Origin of the sequence: uncultured Merdimonas sp. (assembly GCF_963929015.1) — a bacterium.
GTDB lineage: Bacteria > Bacillota > Clostridia > Lachnospirales > Lachnospiraceae > Merdimonas.
Genome location: NZ_CAWVHE010000003.1, coordinates 165,650 through 186,826, shown reverse-complemented (window position 1 = coordinate 186,826; position 21,177 = coordinate 165,650). Strand labels below are relative to the sequence as shown.

Sequence of the window (21,177 nt, the reverse complement as noted above, 5' to 3'; positions counted from 1 at the left end):
CTCCTACCCGAAATTGCGGACCTTGAAGTCCCGCTGTGCCTCTCTTTGCTGATCTTTCTTCGCAATGTCCTGACGCTTGTCATACAGTTTTTTCCCCCTTGCCAGGCCAATCTCTACTTTTACCAGGCTGTCTTTCAGATATACCTTCAGGGGTACCAGCGTCATACCCTTTTCTTTGGTCTTTCCCAGAAGCTTGCGGATCTCGTACTTGTGAAGAAGGAGCTTTCTTACACGCAGTGGATCTTTATTAAAGATATTTCCCTTCTCATAGGGACTGATGTGCATACCATAGATAAACACTTCTTCATTTTCCACACGGATAAAGGCCTCTTTGATGCTGCACTTTCCCATGCGTAGAGACTTTACTTCTGTTCCGTGAAGGGCGATCCCCGCCTCATATGTCTCCAGGATGAAATAGTCATGATACGCCTTCTTATTATTGGCGATCAGCTTCATGCCTGTTTTCTTTGCCATCGTCTTCCTCTCCTTCCTCTGCAATCTCAAAATCAATGGTCCTCTGCAGCCGGTCCGCGCCGGTGACCCGCACGCAGATCCGCTCTCCCAGCCGGTAACGCCTGCCGGTACGCACACCTGCCAGCTCATAGTTTCGCTCGTCGTACTCATAGTGGTCATCCTTCATACTGACCACATGAACCAGACCTTCCACCGTATTGGGCAGTTCCACATACATGCCCCATTTGGTAATGCCCGATATCACGCCTTCATATACCTTTCCGATCCGCTTCTGCATATATTCCGCCTTTTTCAGCTTGATGGTCTCCCGCTCCGCTTCCTCGGCTCTTCGCTCCGTCTCACTGGAATGCTTCGCCACCTCCGGCAGGATCGAACGATAATGTTCCGTCTTTTTTTCGTTCATCCTTCCCCGCAGATGATCCTTGATGATCCTGTGGATCTGCAGATCCGGATATCTGCGGATGGGGGACGTAAAATGCGTGTAATACTTCGCCGCCAACCCGAAATGTCCGGTATTATCTTCGGTATACCTGGCCTGCTTCATGGATCGCAGGGCCAGCCTTGCGATCAAAGGTTCCTCCGGCGTCCCTTCTGCTTTTGTCAGAAGTTTCTGCACCTCTCCGGGCCGGATCTCCCGGTTCCCGACATGCATGGAATACCCGAAATTATGGATAAAAATCGCCAGGGCGCGGATCTTCTCATCGTCCGGCGCCTCATGGGTGCGATAAAGGAACGGCAGTTCCTGCCAATAATAATCTTCAGCCACTGTTTCATTGGCCAGCAGCATAAAATCCTCGATCAGCCGGGTGGCTGTATTTCTCTCATATGGTTTTAATTCCAGAGGCTCTCCCTTTTCATTCAGGATCATTTTTGTCTCCGGAAAATCAAAATCAATAGATCCTCTTTTCTTTCGCCGTTCCCGGATGATATGAGACAACTCTCCCATTCTCTCAAACATGGGAACCAGTTCCCGGTAGATTTCCCTCTCTGTCGGATCCTGATCCTCCAGAATCTTGTTTACTGCCGTATAACTCATACGCCGGTCTACATGGATCACCGTCTCGGCAATCTCATGATCCGTCACGCGGCCGGCAGGGTCAATCTTCATAATGCAGCTTAAAGCCAGCCTGTCCTCTCCGGCATTCAAAGAACAGATGCCATTGGACAATGTATGAGGAAGCATGGGGATCACCCGGTCCGCCAGATAAACGCTGGTCCCTCTTTCAAAGGCCTCCCGGTCCAGCGCGCTGTTCTCCTGCACATAATTTGCCACGTCCGCGATATGGACGCCCAGGATGTAATGATCTCCTTCCTTCACAAGAGACACCGCGTCGTCCAGATCTTTGGCATCCTCTCCGTCTATCGTCACCATCTGCCAGTCCCGGATGTCTTTGCGGCCGGCCATATCTGCCGGGCTGACCGGCTTTGCCACCCGGACCGCCTGATTTAAGACCTTTTCCGGGAACTCGGCGGGCAGATCATAAGCCTTTACAATGGACAGGATATCCGTTCCCGGATCATTGACATGCCCCAGGATCTCTACGATCTTTCCTTCCGGCTTCTTCTTTCCGTCTCCATAGAAAGTCAGTTCTGCCACCACCTTATGGCCGTCTGCAGCCCCCATGGACCTCTCTGCCGGTATAAAAATATCATGAAACAGCTTCTGATTATCGGGGAGCACGAATCCATAATTCTTTCCCGGATTCATCTGAAAAAGCCCCACCACCCTGGCGGTACCCCGTTTCACGATCTTTCGCACCCGTCCTTCCCGGTGTCTGCCACTGCCGGCTCTGGTAAGAATGATCTCCACGGTATCTTTGTCCATAGCTCCGTTTGTCTGATCTTCCCGGATATAAATATCCTCGTCTTCCCCTTCCACTGTCACAAACCCGAATCCCTTCAGATTGGCGCGGAAGATGCCTGTCAGTCTTATTTCTTTATTCAGACTGTATTTTCCCCGCTTGCTGACCGTGATCTTTCCTTCCTCTGTAAGCGCTTCCAGGATCTTTCGCAGTTCTTCCCGTTCCTCCCTGGGAATCTGAAGAACCGCGGCGATCTCTTTTTGCCTCATCGGAACATACAAAACATCCTGCATAAAACGATATATTTTCTGTTTTCTTTCTTCAAACAACTGGTCTGTCACTGCATCCATTCTCCCCGGACTTGAAAAGGACACCCCAAATTAAGGAGTGTCCTTGCTCTTTTTCTTTTGCCAACAAATATTAAGCAAATACTTTCAAATTCAACACTGCCGCCAGTACAATAAACAGGATCGCCAGGAACTTTGTGGATTTCACCAGCGTACCTTCCATGGAACGGCCTTTATTCTGCCCCCAGTAGCTGTCAGCCATGCCGCCGATGGTTCCAAGGCCGGCTGATTTTCCTTCCTGCATTAAGACGATAGCCGTCAATGCGATACAGTCTATTGCAAATATAATCATTAATATTATCTTTAAGATCTCCACTTTCTACACCTCCTGCGGATAAACCATGTATATTTTATCACAGGAGCATTCGGAAGGCAAGCGTAAATTACGGGTTTTCGCTTCATTTTTTACATCTGTACAAAGGGGTTCTGATATCTTGCCGCATCCCCCAGTCGCTCCCCGATCCTTAGGAGCCGGTTGTATTTTTCCACCCGTTCCATCCGGCAGGGAGCGCCTGCCTTGATCTGCCCGGTTCCGTATGCCACTGCGATATCCGCGATGATGGTGTCTGCCGTTTCTGCAGACCTGTGGGAAAGGATCGTGCGGTAACCGGCCTGCTTTGCTGTTTCGATGGCGTCAAATGTTTCCGTCAAAGTACCGATCTGGTTGACTTTGATCAGGGCGGCGTTGGCAGCCCCCTCCCGGATTCCCTGCCGGATCCGGGAGGGATTTGTTACAAAGAGATCATCTCCTACCAGCTGCACTTTGCCGCCAAGTTTTTTCGTCATCTTCGCCCAGCCCTCCCAGTCTTCTTCATAAAGAGGGTCTTCAATGGATGCGATGGGAAATGCTTCTGCAAGCTCCGCAAAATATCCGGTCATTTCCTCTGCAGACAGGATTTTTCCTTCTCCTTCCAGCACATATTTCTGGAACTGGCGGTCATAAAGCTCTGACGCCGCCGCGTCCAGTGCAAATACAATATCTTCCCCCGGCCGGTATCCCGATCGTTCCACAGCTCTTGTCATCAATTCCAGGACTTCTCTTGCACTTTTTAAGTTTGGCGCAAAGCCGCCCTCGTCTCCTACTCCCGTATGATGTCCTTTCTCTTTCAGGACGGTTTTCAGCATATGATAGATTTCAGCGCACATGCGAAGTCCTTCCCGAAAACAGCAGGCGCCGGCTGGCATGATCATAAATTCCTGAATGTCGATCGTATTATCTGCATGACGCCCGCCATTCATAATGTTCATCATCGGCACAGGCATCACCTTTGCGTTGGTCCCGCCAAGATAGAGGTAGAGGGGCATCCTAAGCGCGTCTGCCGCAGCCCTGGCCGCAGCCATGGACACGCCAAGCAGCGCATTCGCTCCCAGATTGGATTTGTCATTTGTTCCGTCGATCTCCAGAAGCGTCCGGTCCAGAAGCGCCTGGTCAAACACGTTCAGTTCTGTGATCTGGGGCGCAATCCTGCCATTGATATGCTCCACAGCCTGTTGCACTCCAAGACCTGCGTATCTCTCGCCGCCATCCCGAACTTCCACCGCCTCATGCCCGCCGGTGGAAGCTCCGGCTGGAACCGCCGCTCTCCCCCAGTACCGTTCTCCCGCCAGAAGCTCCACCTCCACCGTCGGGTTCCCTCTGGAGTCCAGGATTTCTCTCGCGTATACGTCCGTAATCGGCAGATATTTATACATGTCTCCATCCTCCTTACGGAAGATATTATGTGCCTAAGGCGGCCTTCTCATACAATTTTTTCAAATCCCGGCTTATTCGTTGACTTTTCAGGTGCCCGGCGTTACAATTCATGTGGATTACAAATAGATTCTAAAATACGTTGGGGAATATATCATGAAATCACAAGTCAAACACTTTTTTCTGCTGACTGTAAGTACGCTGATCATGGCGGTGGGAACTTATTTCTTTAAATTTACGAATAACTTTACCTTTGGCGGGATCACCGGTCTTGCCGTTCTGGTTGCCAAAACCGGTGTCATCTCAGCCAGTGACTTTTCTTTTATCGCCAACATGGCCCTTCTCCTGATCGGATTTATCGTTCTTGGAAAAGGGTTCGCGGCAGGCACTGCCTACAGCAGCATTCTTCTTTCCGTCACCTTGTCCCTGCTGGACCGGATCTGCCCCATGCAGCAGCCTCTGACTGATCAGCCGTTTCTGGAGCTGATCTTTGCCATTGCTCTTCCTGCGGTCGGATCAGCCATCCTGTTTAATATCGGCGCATCCAGCGGCGGCACGGATATCATTGCCATGATCATGAAAAAGTATACCAGCATCGATATCGGAAAAGCGCTTCTTGCCACAGACTTCCTGATCACCTTCGCCGGATGCTTTGTATTTGGGATCACCACCGGACTGTATTCCTTCCTTGGACTTTTCCTTCGTTCCTTCATGATCGACAGTTTTATTGAAAGCCTGAATCTGTCCAAGTACTTTAACGTGGTCTGTCAGGATCCCAAACCTATCTGTGAATTTATCAAAGAGGATCTTCACCGAAGCGCAACGGTAGTCCTGGCTCAGGGCGCCTTCTCCGGAGATGACAAATATCTGGTTCTGACCGTCCTTAGCCGGATTGAAGCGATCCGGTTAAGAAACTACATCAAAGAACACTCACCGGACGCTTTCTTACTGATATCCAACACCAGCGAAATTATAGGAAAAGGATTCCACTCCATCTAGGAGGGAATCCTTTTTTGTGCCTGCTTCAGACCTGACGTCTTTTCCTTATCCGACTATCAGATTCTGTTCTTTCATCACATCGATCACCTGATCTACATACTTCTCGCAGATCTCGTCTGTGGCCGCTTCCACCATAACACGGATCACCGGCTCCGTACCGCTTTCCCGTACCAGGATCCGTCCGTCGTCTCCCAGAGCCTTTGCCACTTCATCCACCGCTTTTACCACTTCCGGATTTTCCCGGGCTGTCTTCTTATCTGCAACCCTTACATTCTTCAGAAGCTGCGGGTAGATTTTTACATCCTCCGCCAGTTTGGAAAGGGTCTGCTTTTTCTCCATCACCACTTCCATGATCATCAGCGATGTCAGGATACCGTCGCCGGTTGTGGCATATTTACTGAAGATAATGTGTCCCGACTGCTCGCCGCCCAGACAGAAATTATTCTTCATCATATTTTCATAGACATACTTATCGCCGACTGCTGTTTTTTCGTATTTTATGCCCACTTTATCACAGGCTTTGTAAAGTCCCAGATTTGACATGATCGTGGTCACAATGGTGTCCCCGTTCAGCCGTCCCTGTTCTTTTAAGTACTTTCCGCAAATATAGAGGATCAGATCCCCGTCTACGACATTTCCGTTTTCATCTACTGCAATACAGCGATCAGCATCCCCATCAAACGCAAATGCGATATCCAGATTCTTTTCTTTTACAAATTCCTGAAGAACTTCAATATGCGTGGAACCACAGTTGGTATTGATATTGGTTCCGTCCGGTTCCTGATTGATCACATAGGTCTTTGCGCCCAGGGCGTCGTATACGCTCTTTGCGATGGCAAACGCACTGCCGTTGGCGCAGTCCAGACCAACCCGCATATTTTTAAAGGAACGGGTGGCAAGAGAGATCAGATGTCCGATATAACGGTTCCGGCCTGCCGCATAATCCACGGTACGTCCAATGTTCTCCTTTTTGGCAAGCGGAAGTTCTCCGATCTCGCCGTCAATGTAGGCCTCGATCTTTTCCTCTACCTCCGCCTCCATCTTGTGACCCTTTCCGTTGATGATCTTAATCCCGTTGTCGTAATAAGGGTTGTGACTGGCAGAGATCATAATCCCGCAGTCAAAGTCTTCGGTCCTTGTCACATAAGATACGCTGGGCGTGGTAGTTACATGGAGAAGATAAGCGTCCGCCCCGGAAGCAGTAAGTCCCGCTGCCAGCGCATATTCAAACATATAGCTGCTTCTTCTGGTATCTTTGCCGATCACCACTCTGGCCTTGTGATCCTGTCCGTAATACCATCCCAGATATTTTCCTACTTTAAACGCATGTTCCACAGTCAGGACTTCATTTGCCTCGCCGCGGAATCCGTCTGTTCCAAAATATTTTCCCATAGTACTCCATTCCTCCAGGTTTTGACTTATTTGCCGGTTTTTTTGCACAATCTGCGCCCGGCCTTTTCTATTATATTCCCTTTTGCCTTGAGATACAACCCTATTTCCCGCGCTTTTCCAGGATACTTCTGGCTGTATGGATCCCGTTGGCGGACGCCTGTAAAAGCCCCCTGGTCACGGATGCGCCGTCTCCCATGGCCCTAAGCCCGGGAAGCGTTGTCTCAAACTGCCGGTTCACCACCACTTTATTAGAATAGAACTTTACCTCTACCCCATAGAGCAGCGTTTCATCTGATGCGATCCCAGGCGTCACCATATCAAGAGCCCGGATCATTTCTTCAATATCCACCATGATCCGGTGAGGAAATACCAGGGAAAGGTCGCCCGGAACTGCATCCTTCAGGGTGGGAACGATATTATTGCGGCCCAGTCTTTCCGCCGTGGTTCTTCTGCCTCTGCGAAAGTCCCCGTATCGCTGCAGCAGGATCCTGCCGCCGCTTAGCATATTTCCCAGCCGGGCGATATGCTTGCCATACTCGATGGGCGACCGGAAAGGATCCGTAAAATTCTTGGACACCAGCAGGGCAAAATTGGTATTGTGTGTCTTAAGTTCCTGTGATTTGTACGCATGGCCGTTGACCACTGCCAGCCGGTCATCATAATACTCGGCAGACACTTCGCCGGAAGGATTGGTGCAGAACACCCGGACTTTGTCGTCAAAAGTAGGGGTATAGTAGACCAGCTTCGCTTCATAAAGCTTTTCATTCAATTCCTTCATGATCTCATCACGGACTTCCACACGAACCCCTACATCCACCGTACCATTCTTCGTCTCGACCCCATACTTTCTGCAGAGGTGGGCGAACCACTCAGAGCCTTCTCTTCCTACGCCGGCTACAATCTCCGGCGCATAATAAGTCTCTCCTTTGTCTGTGACCACACCGACAGCTTTTCCCTCTTCTACGATCAGGTCCTCTACCATCGTCATAAACCGAAGCTCTACATTTCCTCTCTGCAGATGATCCTGAAGTCTTTCATAGATCTTATATCCTTCTTCTGTCCCAAGATGGCGGATCGGACACTCGATCAGTTTCAGATTGGCCCGGATCGCCTTGGTCCGGATCTTTTCGATCGCCTGATAATCATTGATGCCATACACCTTCTGATCCGCTCCGAATTTCAGATAGATCTGATCTGCTTCGTGGATCAGTGCTTCCGCTTTTTCATATCCCAGGATCTCTGGAAGCGTACCGCCCACATCCGGGGACAGAGACAATTTCCCATCAGAAAAAGCGCCGGCACCGGCAAAGCCGGTGGTGATAGAACAGGGATTGCAGCCTACGCATATTTTGGTTTTCCGTTTGGGGCACACCCGTTTTTCAATCGAACGGCCTTTCTCGATCATCAGCACCTTCAAATCCGGATGCTCCCTCATCAGTTCATAGGCGCAGAAAATCCCGGAGGGACCTGCGCCTATGATAATCACATCATAATGGTTCATATGATGACACCTCTGTTTTTAGTGATGGAACAGGCGGATGCCGGTAAAGGCCATCACCATTCCATATTTATTGCATGTCTCGATCACGTTGTCATCTCTTACAGAGCCACCCGGCTGCGCCACATATTTCACGCCGCTTCTGTGGGCTCTTTCAATATTGTCGCCAAAGGGGAAGAATGCGTCGGAACCAAGGGCTACATCCGTCAGTTTGTCCAGCCACGCCCTCTTTTCTTCTCTGGTAAAGACTTCCGGTTTTTCTTTAAAGATTGCCGGCCATGCGTCGTCAGAAAGCACATCCATGTAATCTTCCCCGATATACAGGTCGATAGCATTGTCTCTGTCTGCGCGGCGGATGGAATCTACAAACGGAAGCTCCATGACCTTTGGACACTGTCTTAACCACCAGTTGTCCGCCTTGCTGCCCGCCAGTCTGGTGCAGTGGATCCTGGACTGCTGTCCGGCGCCAATACCAATGGCCTGGCCGTCCTTTACAAAGCATACAGAATTGGACTGTGTGTACTTCAACGTGATCATAGAAATGGCAAGGTCAATCTTTGCCTGATCGGTCAGTTCTTTCTGATCGGTTACAATATTGGAGAAGAAATCATCATCGATCTTCAGTTCATTTCTTCCCTGTTCAAAGGTTACGCCAAATACATCCTTGTGCTCCAGCGGCGCAGGCACATAGTCCGGGTCGATCTGGATCACATTGTAATTTCCTTTTTTCTTCTGCTTTAGAATTTCCAGCGCCTCCGGCTCATACCCGGGCGCGATCACACCATCGGATACTTCTCGTTTGATCAGCCTTGCCGTGTCCACGTCGCAGACATCGGACAAAGAAATAAAATCTCCGAAGGAAGACATTCTGTCCGCGCCTCTTGCTCTTGCATAGGCACATGCCAGCGGGGAAAGTTCTCCCAGATCATCCACCCAGTAGATCTTCGCCAGTGTTTCAGACAAGGGCAATCCTACCGCCGCTCCTGCCGGAGACACATGCTTAAAGGATGTGGCTGCCGGAAGTCCGGTCGCTTTTTTCAGTTCCTTTACCAGCTGCCAGCCATTAAAAGCATCCAGAAAATTGATATATCCCGGCTTCCCGTTTAATACCGTGATCGGAAGCTCACTTCCGTCCGCCATATAAATTCTGGACGGCTTCTGGTTGGGATTACATCCGTATTTCAGCTCTAACTCTTTCATTTTGCATTTTCTCCCTTCTGGATTATTGATTTTTATTTACAATCTTTGTTTCACAGGTTCCTGTGGCAATGTCAATATAACGCACAAACAGGGAAACCTTGTTATCCTCGTTCAGACTGTTCCAGAGAAGCTCTGTAAAAGCTTCCATATCATCCGGGATCTGGATTCTTTTGGGCTCTCCCTCAAAACTTGGCAGAGGATTTCCGTCGCACTGGTAAGTATGGATGAAATGTCCTTCTCCGGCTTTCGGATTCTCATAGGCAAAGGTAAAGCGATGGCAGCTCTCCGGTGAGCCGTCGCTGCTTTTTAAAATGGACATGGCATAATTATAATGTCCGTTTTCGATGTGCATAATGCCGGAGATCCTGGGTGTATAATTAGGGCCGTCTGGTTCAAACTCTCTGCTTCTTAAAGATTGTTCAAAAGTCAGCTGTTTATCCATGCCTTCGTAAATAGTGTCCGTCTGGTCTCCGTTGGTTACAATGGTCTTATTTCCCAGGACACGCACTGGCGCATAGATGATCAGACTGGGGTCCGTCAGTTTGGAAGGATCGAATGCCTGGGTACGGATGCCCTCTCCCTCCTCCACAAAGATACGGTTCCGGCTGTTTTCACTTCTTCCCATAATAAAATACGCCGCTACTGCCTTGGAGCCGTCAGCGCTTTTGCCAAGGATGATGCCGCGTCCGGGATAAGAATTTTCTCTTAATTCCTGCTCAATCTTTAAAATTTCCATGAATGCTTCTCCTTTTTTGAAATTCCTTTCTTTGGTATCTCTCTCTCATTATATATAATATTTGTCACAATTTCCATCCGGGAAATCAGTTTTTTTTATACATTTTCAATCTTGTCTTTCAAAAGCGAAACGTGTATCATCTGTTGTTAGATTAGGAGGAATGATTTATGACATCCGGCAGCAGACCAAGAGACTATCTGTTTGACAACTGCAAAGCGTTTCTGATCCTTCTGGTAGTTCTGGGACATTTTACTGAAGCCAGCTATCAGCAGACGGAATTTCTGTATTCTCTGAAATGGCTGATCGTATCCTTTCACATGCCGGCTTTTATCTTTATTTCCGGCTATTTTTCCAAACGAGAGCTTCCAGTGTCCGCACTGATCCGCAAGCTTCTTATTCCTTACCTGGTATACGAGGTCATTTATTACCTTTTATATACTCTGGTGCTCCACCGTCCCACCAGCCTTGCCCTGATGTTCCCCAAATTTTCTCTCTGGTACATCCTGGCTCTGTTTGTGTGGCGGCTTGCCACCCCATATGTGCGAAAATTGCCGCACCATTTCCTGCTTTCTGTGGCAGCCGGTCTTCTGATCGGTTGTGTGCAGATGCCAAGTAATTTTCTAAGCATCCCAAGGATCCTGGTCTTTTATCCTTTCTTCCTGGCAGGATTATACTGCGACCGTTCCATCATCACCAGGATGCGGGGCAGGATCTCCTCCCTAGCAGGCATCGCAGGCGTCCTCTGCTTCGTGACTGTGATCGTTCTGGAGCCCTGGAACCGGGATCTGTCGGTAAAGATCTTCTACGGGCGTTATAACTATCATTATCTGGAGCAGGACATCCTGACCGGCATGCTGTGCCGTCTGATCTGCTATGCCATCGGCGCATTCATGACATTTGCCGTCCTGATGCTGATGACAGAAAAGAAGACTGCTTTTTCCTATATCGGAACACGCACCATGGCCATCTACCTTTTCCACGGACTGGTCTACTCCTGTATCCGCAGAGGCACTCCTCTTCTGGATCATCTGGACACCCTGCCGGAGGCCCTGGCGCTTGTCGGATTCTGCATCCTTCTGACCCTTGCCCTGTCCTGGCAGCCATTAACCAATATTACGAACCGGATTGCCTCCTTAAAGCTTCCGGCTCCCGAGGCAGTGCTCCGCCAGAGAACGGCCTTTCCGGCCTGGAAAGCCACATTTTGGCCAAGATAGGGATTATTCCACCGTCTCACCGGGATGAACAATTTTTTTCACCCATTCTCTGCGGATTTCCCAGATGTTTCCGCACACATTAAAAATCGTCCAGTTATCAATCTCAAAGGCCCGTTTCCAGCTTTCCCGGATGCGGGCCTCTTCTTCCGGAAACATTCCCTTATATTTCCCGGACAGAAATTCAAACCCATTTTCTACCCCGATCTCTTTTAAATGCTGCCGGTATGCCTTCTTGTCTTCCTCATCCTTTGGCAGGTAGATCCGGTTCAATACATAATCCCATTTTACATCATCAAAATAAATCACCTGATCTTCCGGCACTTCCAGGCAATAAACCACGGTACCGGGGATCGGTTTCAAACAATTTTCCACACTGATGGAACACCAGATTGGAGCCTGCACATCTTCCGGCTTGGGCAGTCTCTTTGCCGCTTCCCGGGTAAACCAGTCATAGCTCTCCATAAATAATGGAGCAATATCTCCGAAATGCAGTTCCACATAGACCCTCTGATTGATGATGCGTCCGTCCCGTTCCAGCTGATAAAGAGTTTTGTCATTCTGGCGGGTGTAAAGTTTTACCATCTTTGTTTCCATCACTTTTCCTCCCTTATTATCTGCGATATCTCTGAACTCTTCCTGCTTTTCCAGTCCCGGATCTTTTTCAGACGTTCTCTGACTGCCGCCTCTTCGCCCTGATCAGTGGGCTGGTAATAGGTCCTTCCGACAAGTCCGTCCGGCATACACTGCATCCGGGTCACCTTTTCTTCCGTGTCGTGAGCGTACTGGTAATCCTTTCCATAATCCAGTTCTTTCATCAGCTGCGTCGGCGCATTGCGAAGATTGAGCGGCACCGGCTCCGCCGGTCTTTCTCTCACCTCCTGCTTACAGGCTTCCACCGCCGTATAAAGAGCGTTGGACTTTGGCGCCATAGCAAGATAAGTCGCCGCATGTGTAAGATGCACATCGCATTCCGGCATTCCCAGGAAATGGCAGGCCTGGTAAGCCGCCACTGCCACGGTAAGCGCATGGCTGTCCGCCATCCCTACATCTTCACTGGCAAACCGGATCAGACGTCTTGCAATATACAATGGGTTTTCTCCTCCTTCCAGCATCCGGCACAGCCAGTAGATGGCGGCGTCCGGATCGCTGTTACGCATGGATTTGTGAAGGGCAGAGATCAGATTGTAGTGTTCTTCCCCGTTTTTATCATAAAGCAGAGACTTGCGGCTGATACACTGGGCAAGGTCTTCGTCGGTTACGACCATGCCTTCTGCCGTAATTTCTGCATTGGTCACCACCATTTCCAGTGTGTTCAGGGCAGTTCTGGCGTCTCCGTCTGCAAACGCAGCTATTTTTTGAATCTGCCGGTCCGTGATCTTTACCTTCTGGGATGCAAACCCCTGGGGATGCTGCAGCGCCCGCACAAGAAGCTCTGACAGATCTGCTTCTTCCAGTGCCTTTAACACAAACACCCGGCACCTGGAAAGAAGGGCCGCATTGACTTCAAAGGAAGGATTCTCAGTGGTTGCGCCGATCAGGATAATGCTTCCCTTTTCCACATAGGGGAGAAATGCGTCCTGCTGCGCCTTGTTAAACCGGTGGATCTCGTCTACAAACAGCACGGTCCGTTCTCCCATCCGGCGCCCCTCTTCCGCCTGGCTCATCACCTCTTTGATCTCCTTGATCCCGCTGGTAACGGCGCTGAAATTGATAAAATTTGCCCGTGTCCTTCCGGCGATGATGCTGGCAAGTGTGGTCTTTCCCACCCCCGGCGGCCCCCAAAAGATCATGGAAGAAATCTGATCCTTCTCGATCAGCTGACGCAGCACTTTCCCGGGGCCAAGCAAATGCTTCTGTCCGGCGAATTCCTCCAGCGTTTTGGGCCGGATCCTGCTGGCAAGCGGCGCCGTCTCCTTGCGATTGTCAAATAAAGTAAGCTGCTCCACACTACATTCCTTCTTTCTGTTATTCCGTGTAAAAACTGTGGATATCAAAGCCGTGATCCATAGGGCCGCTTCCTTCTCCCAGATCAAGCATCGCCGACAGTGCTCCGGAAATATACTGCTTGGCCCGTTCGACAGACACATCCAGGCTGTATCCTTTTGCCAGATTCGAGGCAATGGCGCTGGAAAGCGTACACCCTGTTCCGTGGGTATTGGGATTCTCAATCCGTTCCCCGCAAAACCATCTGCCCGCCCCCTCGCAGAACAACAGGTCGTTGGCGTCATTTAACTGATGCCCGCCTTTACAGAGGACTGCACAGTGGTAGGTCCGGCTGATCTTTTCTGCTGCCGCCGTCATCGCTTCTGCGGAGGTGATCCGCATGCCGGACAACACTTCCGTCTCCGGAATATTGGGAGTCAGGACTGTCGCCAGCGGAAACAGACATTCTTTTAGGGTGTCGACAGCCTCTTCACTGATCAGCTTCGCTCCGCTGGTGGCCACCATCACTGGATCCACCACAATCTTCTTTGCTCCGTATGTCCGCAGTTTTTCTGCAATAACGCGGATCAGCGCCCCGGAGGAAACCATGCCGATCTTCACCGCGTCCGGAAAGATGTCTGTAAAAATACAGTCCAGCTGATCTGCCAGAAATTCCGGCGAAGACTCCTGAATCGCGGCGACTCCTCTGGTATTCTGGGCGGTCAGCGCTGTGACTGCGCTCATGGCATAAACCCCGTTGGCCAGCATCGTCTTAATATCTGCCTGAATACCGGCTCCTCCGCTGGAATCACTGCCCGCAATGGTTAATGCTGTATGTCTCATATCTGTTTTCCTTTCTTCTCCTCTAATCTGTCCCAGAATCCCTGGAAATCCGTCAGATCCGTCAGATAAAAATCTGCCGTATCCAGGATATTTCCCAGATCCTGCTCATTGTAAGGATCCCGGACTCCTATGGTCAGAAATCCGGCGTCCGATGCGGTTTTCAGCGCATAAAAGGCGTCCTCAAACACCAGGGTTTCTTCCGGCCTGCTTCCGAGAAGCCTGGCGCCCTCCTCATAGATCTTTGGCTGATCCTTTCCGGCGCCCACCCCGGTACAGGTGAGAATTTCCCGAAAAAACGTCTCTATGCCAAGTCTTTGAAAAGCAGCTTCCGCCAGCGCTTTTTCCCCTGTGGTGGCCGCTATCACAGGAATCCCTTTTGCCCGGATAGCAGAAAGAAATCCGGCCACTCCCTTTTTCAGAGGCGCCTGCTCCCGGTAAAATACTTCCACGATCTTTCGTATTTTTGAGATAATCTCCTCTTGTGTATCTTCGACCGGATAATGCCGGCGAATGTAAGCGCAGGCCTCCTGCAGGGTCATGGGATACAGGATCCGTCCCAGACCCTCTTCTGCCTGGATCCCCTGCTCCTCCAGATAACGCTCGTCTGCCTCCTCCCAGATCCCCAGAGAATCAAGGAGGGTTCCGTCAATGTCAAAAATAGCGCCCCGGATCATTTCTCCGCCCTTCTTTCCTGCTCTTCTTTCTCCATGATCCGTCCTTCATCCCCCTCGTGATACAACATCTTTCTGACCGCCCCTTTCAGCTCTTCGGCTGCTTTTCTGACATCCGGCTTTGCAAAAATGGCGCTGATCACTGCCACGCCGCAGATGCCGCTGCCTGCAAGTCTGGCTGTGTTTTCCCCGGTGATGCCGCCAATGGCGATGACCGGGATCTCTACTGCTTCACAGATTTCTTTCAGTGTCGAAAAGCTGACGTCAGATGCATCTTTCTTGGAACTGGTCGGAAACACCGCTCCCACTCCCAGGTAGTCAGCGCCGTGAGCCTGGGCTGCAAGAGCCTCTTCCACCGTTCTTGCGGAGACGCCGATGATCTTATCCTGCCCCAGCTTTTTCCTGACCTCGCCGGCTTCCATATCGCTTTGTCCTACATGGACGCCGTCTGCATCTATCTCCAGAGCCAGTTCCACATCATCATTGACCACAAAGGGCACCTGATAGTTTTCGCACAGCTCTTTCAGCTCTTCTGCCTCTTTCCGGAAGGAGGCCGCATCCAGATCCTTTTCCCGGATCTGTACAAACGTCACGCCGCCTTTTAACGCTTCTTCTGTCTGTTCCGCAAGGGTGCTCTCCCCCAGCCAGGAACGGTCCGTCACCGCATATAGAAGTAACGCTTCTGTCAATTGTTTTTTATCGAATCTCATACTTTGCCCCCTGGTCCAGAATTTCCCCGTTCATCTGATAAACTGCGTCAATGATCCGGCTGCGGTAGGTGGCATTTCCATCCCCTTCCTGCATCCTCTGATACCCCATCTCTCCTGCCAGGCCCATGGTGCAGACCGCCGCCGCTGCCGCCGCAAGCTTATCTTCCCCACCTGCCGCAACAAATGCTGTCATCAGACCAGACAACTGGCAGCCGGTACCTGTGATCCGGCTCATCTGCGGCATTCCGTTACGGATCACATAACAGGCGCTGCCGTCGCTTACAAGATCAATGGCCCCGGTAATGGCAACCATGCAGCCTGTTTCCTGTGCAAAAGCTTTTGCAAATGCGATTCCTTCTTCCAGATTCTCTTCTGTGACTGCATCTCTGATATCCGCATCCACGCCCCGGGTTGCGCCGGCCGACACCTGTCCGCCCGCGGCATTTTCCTGTCTGCGGTTCGTATAGTTATCCCGAAGCGTACGGATCTCCGAGATATTTCCCCGGATCACATCCGGACGGATCTCCTCCATGATCTTAAGAGCTGTTTTTGTGCGAAGGCTGCTGGCTCCGGCTCCCACCGGATCAAGAAGCACCGGATGCCCCAGCTCTTTTGCCCGCCTTCCCGCCGCAAACATTCCTTCAATGGTCCGGCGGTTTAGGGTACCGATATTGAGGTTCAGGCTGTTGCATATCGCCGTGATCTCTACGGCGTCCTCCGGCTCATCTGCCATAATAGGACTGGCTCCGCAGGCCAGGATCATATTTGCCACATCGTTGACTGTGACATAATTCGTAATGTTGTGTACCAGCGGCGCCTTGTGGCGCACCTCCTCCAGATAGGTTCCGATCATAATCTACATTCCTTTCCTGTTCTTATTCTGTCGGTGTTTTGCTGTGACCCGGCCCCGGCAGATTTGCACCCCCGGCCCCCGATCATCCGGCAAAAGCATCTTTTTGTTATTATAACAGGAGTTCCTGCAAAACGTAAATGGAGACGTGTACTTTTTCAGGCACACGTCTCCGTTCTTACTTCCGGCATATTCTTCTCCCGGTATATTTTTCTCCGGTTTTTTCTTTTTTGCAGGCTTTGCCGTTTTATCTGCCCTTTAGGCTTTTCTCTTCTGCAAGCTTTGCCGCCCCGATCGCTCCCGCGTATCTGCCCATCTCGGTAGGCTCTACCGTCTTTCCAAGTTTTGCAGACAACTGGGCGGTAAAATACCGGCTTTTACTCAATCCGCCGGTCAGGATAATCTTATCCGGCAGTTCCTTCCTTTGTGCCAGCTGCGCTACCTTTGCCGCCACCGAATCCACTACGCCGGCCGCAATGTCTTCTCTTGGCTTCCCTTCTCCGATATAATTGATCACTTCTGATTCCGCAAACACTGTACACAAGGAACTGATGGGAAGGATGGTTCCTTTGTCCGCCATCTCAAAAAGCTCCTGCAGCGTCACGCCCAGACGATTTGCCATGATTTCCAGGAACTTTCCGGTTCCTGCAGAACATTTGTCATTCATCAGAAAGTCTCTGACCATTCCGTGCTCCAGAAGGATCACCTTCGTATCCTGTCCTCCCACATCGATCACCGCGCAGTCGCCACCTGCAAATTCCCGGCCGCCCCTGGCGTGACAGGTGATTTCCGTGATCACATAGTCAGCATACTCTACCGCAATGCGCCCATATCCGGTGGCCACTACTTTGGTATCGTCTGCCTCCACATCCACTCCTTCTTCCAGAAGCTTTTCCCGGATCGTGCGGGCAGTCTCTTTACTGCTCCACCCTGTCGGGAGTACATAATTGATTTCCCGATCCCCCCGCACAGAAACTTTAGATGCAGTGGAACCGATATCGATTCCAACATAATTCATATTTTTTCAATCCCTTCTGTCTTTCATGCGCCGCCGTATGTCTTATAACATTTCAATAAATGCAGCGATCCGGGTATTTAACTGCCCGATATCTGCCTGAGAATAATCTGTCTCCACACCAATATACGGTATCTTTTTCTTCTCATTTACAAATCTGCGGATGCCGGTACTTTCCACATTATAGGTGTGACAGGCCTGCAGTACCATTTCCACCACACCGTCCACCTGATACTCGTCAATCAGGCGTCCCAGCAGTTCCAGACGATTGGGGTTCGGCGTCATAACAGAGCACCCGATATCCAGGTATCTTCTTGCCAGGGCATCGTATACGTCCGGATTCTCCTCATCCACCAGTTTGTCAATAGATTTTGCTCCGCTGCAGTTTTCATAAGTAACTACGATGCCGCCGTTGTTTTCAATGGCGTCGATCACCTTTTCTGTGGCTCCGCCAATAGGGCATCCGGTCACCAGGATCCGCGGCTTCTTTTCCTGCATTTTTCCCTGCGCGTATTCTTTTTCAATCTTGTCTGTCAGTGTGTCTACTTCCTCCGGGATCTTGGAACGATCAAACTTAAAGGTGCTGCCATAAAGAACCTTAAAGAGATCATGGCCTGTGATGGGAGCCGGATCATGACGCATCACCTCATAGAGACGGCGCAGTGATCTGCGCCCTGCATTATTGACCCTGATGGCGTCACGGATCTGCTCTTCGGTAATCTCCACATGGAATTTTTTCTCCAGATACTCTTTAAACCGGATGATCTCACTTTTCCACAGCCGAAATGCCTGCTCTCCCTGCGTATTGGGAAGCTCCATCAGGAACACATCCTTAAACTCCGACATATATTCATACATTTTCTTTTTCCCGTCGCAAGTCGTCTCTCCCACAACCACATCCGAAAAATAGAAGAACGGACACTTATCCGTAACTGCAAATCCGTAACTGGACTTGATCAGCGGGCACAAATTCTTTGGCAGATCTTTTTCCGCCACCGCTATCGTCTCGTCAGACGTAGAGCAAAGGCCAACGGTAGCGGCTCCCATGGCCATTGCAATCTCCTGCGGAAAATATGTGCAGTACGCGCCGACCACCGGGACTCCCTTATCCTTCAATTCCTTCACAGCCAGGAACGATTTTTTACGCTGCTCCGCAAACTCTTCAAAAACTTCTGGCAGATCCTTAATAACTTCCATAAAAATCTCCTCTCCATTCTGTCATATTTACTGTACTACCCCTTATTTTAACAGCGTAAAAACATTCTCTCCAATTCAAAAAAATAATAAAAGATATAGATTCATTCAATAAAAAGCAGTCGGGTACACCCCTCTTGCCAAAAAGTGACAGGGCAAAACGCAATTTGGGACGTAGACCTTTTGCATTTTACTACGTCCCCATTAGTACTTCCGCAGCTGATCTTCTGTATCGTCTGTTGACTTGTCAATCTTCCGGATTTCTACATAATACCCGCCTTCCCCGGTTTTTACATATACGCGGTCGCCTGTCTTATGTCCGCGAATGGCTTTTCCAAGAGGGGATTCGATGCTGATTTTGCCCTCCATGGAATTGGCCCGGATGCTGGTTACCAGCCGATATGTTTCTATTTCTTCGTCATCTTCAAAATAGAGATCTACGGTATTGTTGATGCCCACTTCATCGTCGGCTGACCGATCGGAAACGATCCGGGCATGTTTCAGCATCCGCTCCAGATAGCGGATTCTGCTTTCGTTACGGTTTTTATCCTGCTTTGCGGCTTTATATTCAAAGTTTTCACTTAAATCTCCCTGGGCTCTTGCTTCTTTTACTGCCTCCAGTTCTTTTTTCCGCACCACCAGTTTCCTGTACTCGATTTCTTCTTTGATCTTTTTTACGTCGTTTGGCGTCAACTGTTCGCCCATTTTTTTCCCTCTTTCTTCTATTTTTCTTAATATCTGGTAAATATCTGGTTCTCCGGCCAAAGTGCTTCATCTGCCTGTCTCTATGTGTCCGCAGCTGTAAATTTGTCGCATCTACATCGCATGCTATGATATTTTCCCTGTTTCTTTCTTACTGATCCGGATTTCTTTTGTATTCCAATATATCCCCGGGCTGGCAGTCCAGCACATCGCAGATGGCGTCCAGAGTGGAAAACCGCACGGCCTTTACCTTTCCTGTTTTCAGGTTGGAAAGATTTACATTGGAGATTCCCACCCTTTCGGACAATTCATTTAACGACATCTTCCTGTCTGCCATCACCCGGTCCAGTCTTAATATGATCGCCATGACGGTACCTCCTACAATATTTCCTCTTTTTCTTTCTGCATCCGGACCCCTTCCCGGATCAGGCTTCCCAAAACGAGAAGCAAAAGCCCCGGAAGCAGAATGGTTCCGTCGATCAGTACAAACTCATCGCTGGATAAGATCTCATACCCGGATGAATGATAACCGGGAATTCTGGGGATCCATACAGACGCCGCCATATAAATCACTCCCAGCAGCAGCACGCACCTGGCCAGCGTCCCGGAAAACATCTTGCCTGCATGCAGGTCTTTCGCGATACAGATCAGACCAGCAAAACTAATCAAAATGGTGAAAACAAAGAGGATCCGCCCTGCAAAAGCCACCGCGCCGGCCTCTTCCCACTCCCTTGCTTTTATCATCCACGGCAAAGACCACAGGCAGCCAAGCGCCGCGAATCCTGTCACAACTAACGACAGCCCCAGAAGTACTTTCAGCCTTCTGGGTGTTCTTTTTCTTCCTTCCTTCTGCGTATCCACCGCAAAATCATTGACCTGAACGGTTCTTTCTTCCTGTACTTTTCCTTCTTCGTTCATTCGCTTCTCTCCCATTGCATGTATTACGATAATTATTTAATGTTTATCATTAAATTTATGGTAGCACGGATATCTTTTGAAGTCAAGTACAAAGTTCCGTATCTGTATGCAGCTCCCCCTTCCCATCCACTCCATGTATCCCTGCCAGCTAAATCAGCCCCAGATGTTCCATGGCCTTCCGAATCCCGTCATTCTTCACCGTATCGGTAATATACTCCGCATAGTCGTCCAGCACCGGATCATGCTCGCCCATTGCAACTCCATGCCTGGCATACGCAAACATAGAAAGGTCATTGCTGCTGTCGCCGAACACATAGATCTGATCCAGGTCCAGATTCAGATATTTCCGTATAAATTCTATGGCTGTTGCTTTGGAGTATCCTTTTTGGATACATTCATAAACACCCCGGGTCCGATCGATCGGAACCAGATCTTCCGCAATTGCCTGGAAGAACTCTTCTTTACGGCTCTGCGCGTCGGTACAGACCAACAGTTTGTCATAACAAAATCCTTTCTTCTCATAGTTTCTCTCCACACCCAGTCCCAGGGACGCCATATAACGCCGGGTGCTCTCCACATTTTCAAACCGGCTGATCCTTTCAGAAAAGTATACGTCCTCTGTCCCCTCCAGAAAACCTTCCATTCCAAAACGTATCATAGCATCGATATATCGATACCCTCTTTCTTCTGGAATGGGATGCTCCAGCAAAATACCATGCCGATAATTGATATATGTGCCGCATCCACAAAGCAGACCGTCAATGCCCATAAGCCGCAGCCGGACCGGCACGCTGCAGACCGTCCGCCCGGTATTGATAAACACAAGATGTCCGGCCGCACGGGCCCGTCTGATTGCTTCTGCCGCACTCTCCGGCAATTCGTTGGTATGATCATCGATCAGAGTCCCGTCAATATCAAAAAACAGCGCTGCTTTTTTCTCCATATTTTCTCCTTTTTCTTCCTTTTTTTGTTGCTTTCAGATGTAACATCCATTACCTG

Annotated in this window: 22 protein-coding genes; 2 read left to right on the top strand and 20 right to left on the bottom strand. The window is 49.9% G+C overall.

Annotated elements, in window-relative coordinates:
• Positions 1-3 precede the first annotated feature (3 nt).
• The 4 genes from smpB to eno form a co-directional block, all read right to left on the bottom strand.
• Positions 4-474 (bottom strand): SsrA-binding protein SmpB, encoded by a 471-nt coding sequence (gene smpB, locus ABGT54_RS01710; protein WP_346662563.1) that lies wholly within the window; start codon positions 472-474, stop codon positions 4-6.
• On the bottom strand, positions 437-2,626 hold the full coding sequence (rnr, locus tag ABGT54_RS01705; RefSeq protein WP_346662562.1) for a ribonuclease R: 2,190 nt from the start codon (positions 2,624-2,626) through the stop codon (positions 437-439). The genes smpB and rnr overlap by 38 nt, the downstream gene beginning before the upstream one ends.
• Before the next feature lie 70 nt (positions 2,627-2,696).
• Positions 2,697-2,939, bottom strand: coding sequence for a preprotein translocase subunit SecG (gene secG / locus ABGT54_RS01700; protein ID WP_346662561.1), 243 nt, complete (start codon positions 2,937-2,939; stop codon positions 2,697-2,699).
• A gap of 89 nt (positions 2,940-3,028) precedes the next feature.
• The gene (eno, locus tag ABGT54_RS01695; RefSeq protein WP_346662560.1) at positions 3,029-4,315 is read right to left on the bottom strand and encodes a phosphopyruvate hydratase; all 1,287 of its coding nucleotides are present in this window, start codon (positions 4,313-4,315) and stop codon (positions 3,029-3,031) included.
• Between the two features lie 154 nt (positions 4,316-4,469).
• Here eno and ABGT54_RS01690 point away from each other — a divergent pair, with 154 nt between their 5' ends.
• Positions 4,470-5,312, top strand: coding sequence for a YitT family protein (locus tag ABGT54_RS01690; protein WP_346662559.1), 843 nt, complete (start codon positions 4,470-4,472; stop codon positions 5,310-5,312).
• A 45-nt stretch (positions 5,313-5,357) separates the two neighbouring features.
• Here ABGT54_RS01690 and glmM read toward each other — a convergent pair whose 3' ends face one another.
• From glmM to ABGT54_RS01670, 4 genes are all read right to left on the bottom strand, one after another.
• Positions 5,358-6,704 (bottom strand): phosphoglucosamine mutase, encoded by a 1,347-nt coding sequence (gene glmM, locus ABGT54_RS01685; RefSeq protein ID WP_346662558.1) that lies wholly within the window; start codon positions 6,702-6,704, stop codon positions 5,358-5,360.
• Between the two features lie 100 nt (positions 6,705-6,804).
• The gene (locus tag ABGT54_RS01680; protein WP_346662557.1) at positions 6,805-8,205 is read right to left on the bottom strand and encodes an NAD(P)/FAD-dependent oxidoreductase; all 1,401 of its coding nucleotides are present in this window, start codon (positions 8,203-8,205) and stop codon (positions 6,805-6,807) included.
• Positions 8,206-8,223: 18 nt separating this feature from the next.
• The gene (locus ABGT54_RS01675) at positions 8,224-9,402 is read right to left on the bottom strand and encodes a phosphoribosylaminoimidazolecarboxamide formyltransferase (protein ID WP_346662556.1); all 1,179 of its coding nucleotides are present in this window, start codon (positions 9,400-9,402) and stop codon (positions 8,224-8,226) included.
• Positions 9,403-9,424: 22 nt separating this feature from the next.
• A complete protein-coding gene (locus tag ABGT54_RS01670) occupies positions 9,425-10,138 on the bottom strand; it encodes an IMP cyclohydrolase (protein WP_346662555.1) in 714 nt (237 codons plus the stop codon).
• A gap of 167 nt (positions 10,139-10,305) precedes the next feature.
• Between ABGT54_RS01670 and ABGT54_RS01665 the strand changes: the two genes are divergently transcribed.
• Positions 10,306-11,352 (top strand): acyltransferase family protein, encoded by a 1,047-nt coding sequence (locus ABGT54_RS01665; protein ID WP_346662554.1) that lies wholly within the window; start codon positions 10,306-10,308, stop codon positions 11,350-11,352.
• 3 nt (positions 11,353-11,355) lie between these two features.
• Here the strand turns inward: ABGT54_RS01665 and ABGT54_RS01660 are convergent, their stop codons facing one another.
• From ABGT54_RS01660 to ABGT54_RS01605, 12 genes are all read right to left on the bottom strand, one after another.
• Positions 11,356-11,946, bottom strand: a complete 591-nt coding sequence (locus ABGT54_RS01660) for a DUF3841 domain-containing protein (RefSeq protein ID WP_346662553.1) — start codon at positions 11,944-11,946, stop codon at positions 11,356-11,358.
• Positions 11,946-13,298, bottom strand: coding sequence for a replication-associated recombination protein A (locus tag ABGT54_RS01655; protein ID WP_346662552.1), 1,353 nt, complete (start codon positions 13,296-13,298; stop codon positions 11,946-11,948). Before ABGT54_RS01655 ends, ABGT54_RS01660 begins: the two co-directional genes overlap by 1 nt.
• 19 nt (positions 13,299-13,317) lie before the next feature.
• Positions 13,318-14,118, bottom strand: coding sequence for a bifunctional hydroxymethylpyrimidine kinase/phosphomethylpyrimidine kinase (gene thiD, locus ABGT54_RS01650; protein ID WP_346662551.1), 801 nt, complete (start codon positions 14,116-14,118; stop codon positions 13,318-13,320).
• Positions 14,115-14,792 carry an HAD family phosphatase gene (locus ABGT54_RS01645; protein ID WP_346662550.1) on the bottom strand — a complete coding sequence of 226 codons (678 nt, stop codon included), beginning with the start codon at positions 14,790-14,792 and terminating at the stop codon, positions 14,115-14,117. The genes thiD and ABGT54_RS01645 overlap by 4 nt, the downstream gene beginning before the upstream one ends.
• Positions 14,789-15,499, bottom strand: coding sequence for a thiamine phosphate synthase (gene thiE, locus ABGT54_RS01640; protein ID WP_346662549.1), 711 nt, complete (start codon positions 15,497-15,499; stop codon positions 14,789-14,791). Before thiE ends, ABGT54_RS01645 begins: the two co-directional genes overlap by 4 nt.
• The gene (gene thiM / locus ABGT54_RS01635) at positions 15,486-16,352 is read right to left on the bottom strand and encodes a hydroxyethylthiazole kinase (protein WP_346662548.1); all 867 of its coding nucleotides are present in this window, start codon (positions 16,350-16,352) and stop codon (positions 15,486-15,488) included. The genes thiE and thiM overlap by 14 nt, the downstream gene beginning before the upstream one ends.
• 244 nt (positions 16,353-16,596) lie before the next feature.
• Entirely contained in the window at positions 16,597-17,367 is a 771-nt protein-coding gene (locus ABGT54_RS01630) for an acyl-CoA dehydratase activase (RefSeq protein WP_346662547.1), read from the bottom strand.
• Between the two features lie 42 nt (positions 17,368-17,409).
• Complete coding sequence (locus tag ABGT54_RS01625) at positions 17,410-18,561, bottom strand: double-cubane-cluster-containing anaerobic reductase (RefSeq protein WP_346662546.1); 1,152 nt, start codon at positions 18,559-18,561, stop codon at positions 17,410-17,412.
• A 201-nt stretch (positions 18,562-18,762) separates the two neighbouring features.
• Positions 18,763-19,263, bottom strand: a complete 501-nt coding sequence (gene greA / locus ABGT54_RS01620; protein WP_346662545.1) for a transcription elongation factor GreA — start codon at positions 19,261-19,263, stop codon at positions 18,763-18,765.
• A 148-nt stretch (positions 19,264-19,411) separates the two neighbouring features.
• Positions 19,412-19,627 (bottom strand): helix-turn-helix transcriptional regulator, encoded by a 216-nt coding sequence (locus tag ABGT54_RS01615; protein WP_346662544.1) that lies wholly within the window; start codon positions 19,625-19,627, stop codon positions 19,412-19,414.
• A gap of 11 nt (positions 19,628-19,638) precedes the next feature.
• Positions 19,639-20,178, bottom strand: coding sequence for a hypothetical protein (locus ABGT54_RS01610; protein ID WP_346662543.1), 540 nt, complete (start codon positions 20,176-20,178; stop codon positions 19,639-19,641).
• Positions 20,179-20,326: 148 nt separating this feature from the next.
• Positions 20,327-21,121, bottom strand: coding sequence for a Cof-type HAD-IIB family hydrolase (locus tag ABGT54_RS01605; RefSeq protein ID WP_346662542.1), 795 nt, complete (start codon positions 21,119-21,121; stop codon positions 20,327-20,329).
• Between the last annotated feature and the right edge of the window lie 56 nt (positions 21,122-21,177).

Bases quoted from the DNA above. Each gene is read 5' to 3' on its own strand.
- smpB (WP_346662563.1), bottom strand. From the start codon at position 474: ATGGCAAAGAAAACAGGCATGAAGCTGATCGCCAATAATAAGAAGGCG.
- rnr (WP_346662562.1), bottom strand. From the start codon at position 2,626: ATGGATGCAGTGACAGACCAGTTGTTTGAAGAAAGAAAACAGAAAATA.
- eno (WP_346662560.1), bottom strand. From the start codon at position 4,315: ATGTATAAATATCTGCCGATTACGGACGTATACGCGAGAGAAATCCTG.
- ABGT54_RS01690 (WP_346662559.1), top strand. From the start codon at position 4,470: ATGAAATCACAAGTCAAACACTTTTTTCTGCTGACTGTAAGTACGCTG.
- glmM (WP_346662558.1), bottom strand. From the start codon at position 6,704: ATGGGAAAATATTTTGGAACAGACGGATTCCGCGGCGAGGCAAATGAA.
- ABGT54_RS01680 (WP_346662557.1), bottom strand. From the start codon at position 8,205: ATGAACCATTATGATGTGATTATCATAGGCGCAGGTCCCTCCGGGATT.
- ABGT54_RS01675 (WP_346662556.1), bottom strand. From the start codon at position 9,402: ATGAAAGAGTTAGAGCTGAAATACGGATGTAATCCCAACCAGAAGCCG.
- ABGT54_RS01670 (WP_346662555.1), bottom strand. From the start codon at position 10,138: ATGGAAATTTTAAAGATTGAGCAGGAATTAAGAGAAAATTCTTATCCC.
- ABGT54_RS01665 (WP_346662554.1), top strand. From the start codon at position 10,306: ATGACATCCGGCAGCAGACCAAGAGACTATCTGTTTGACAACTGCAAA.
- ABGT54_RS01660 (WP_346662553.1), bottom strand. From the start codon at position 11,946: ATGGAAACAAAGATGGTAAAACTTTACACCCGCCAGAATGACAAAACT.
- thiD (WP_346662551.1), bottom strand. From the start codon at position 14,118: ATGAGACATACAGCATTAACCATTGCGGGCAGTGATTCCAGCGGAGGA.
- ABGT54_RS01645 (WP_346662550.1), bottom strand. From the start codon at position 14,792: ATGATCCGGGGCGCTATTTTTGACATTGACGGAACCCTCCTTGATTCT.
- thiE (WP_346662549.1), bottom strand. From the start codon at position 15,499: ATGAGATTCGATAAAAAACAATTGACAGAAGCGTTACTTCTATATGCG.
- thiM (WP_346662548.1), bottom strand. From the start codon at position 16,352: ATGATCGGAACCTATCTGGAGGAGGTGCGCCACAAGGCGCCGCTGGTA.
- ABGT54_RS01630 (WP_346662547.1), bottom strand. From the start codon at position 17,367: ATGAATTATGTTGGAATCGATATCGGTTCCACTGCATCTAAAGTTTCT.
- ABGT54_RS01625 (WP_346662546.1), bottom strand. From the start codon at position 18,561: ATGGAAGTTATTAAGGATCTGCCAGAAGTTTTTGAAGAGTTTGCGGAG.
- greA (WP_346662545.1), bottom strand. From the start codon at position 19,263: ATGGGCGAACAGTTGACGCCAAACGACGTAAAAAAGATCAAAGAAGAA.
- ABGT54_RS01615 (WP_346662544.1), bottom strand. From the start codon at position 19,627: ATGGCGATCATATTAAGACTGGACCGGGTGATGGCAGACAGGAAGATG.
- ABGT54_RS01610 (WP_346662543.1), bottom strand. From the start codon at position 20,178: ATGAACGAAGAAGGAAAAGTACAGGAAGAAAGAACCGTTCAGGTCAAT.
- ABGT54_RS01605 (WP_346662542.1), bottom strand. From the start codon at position 21,121: ATGGAGAAAAAAGCAGCGCTGTTTTTTGATATTGACGGGACTCTGATC.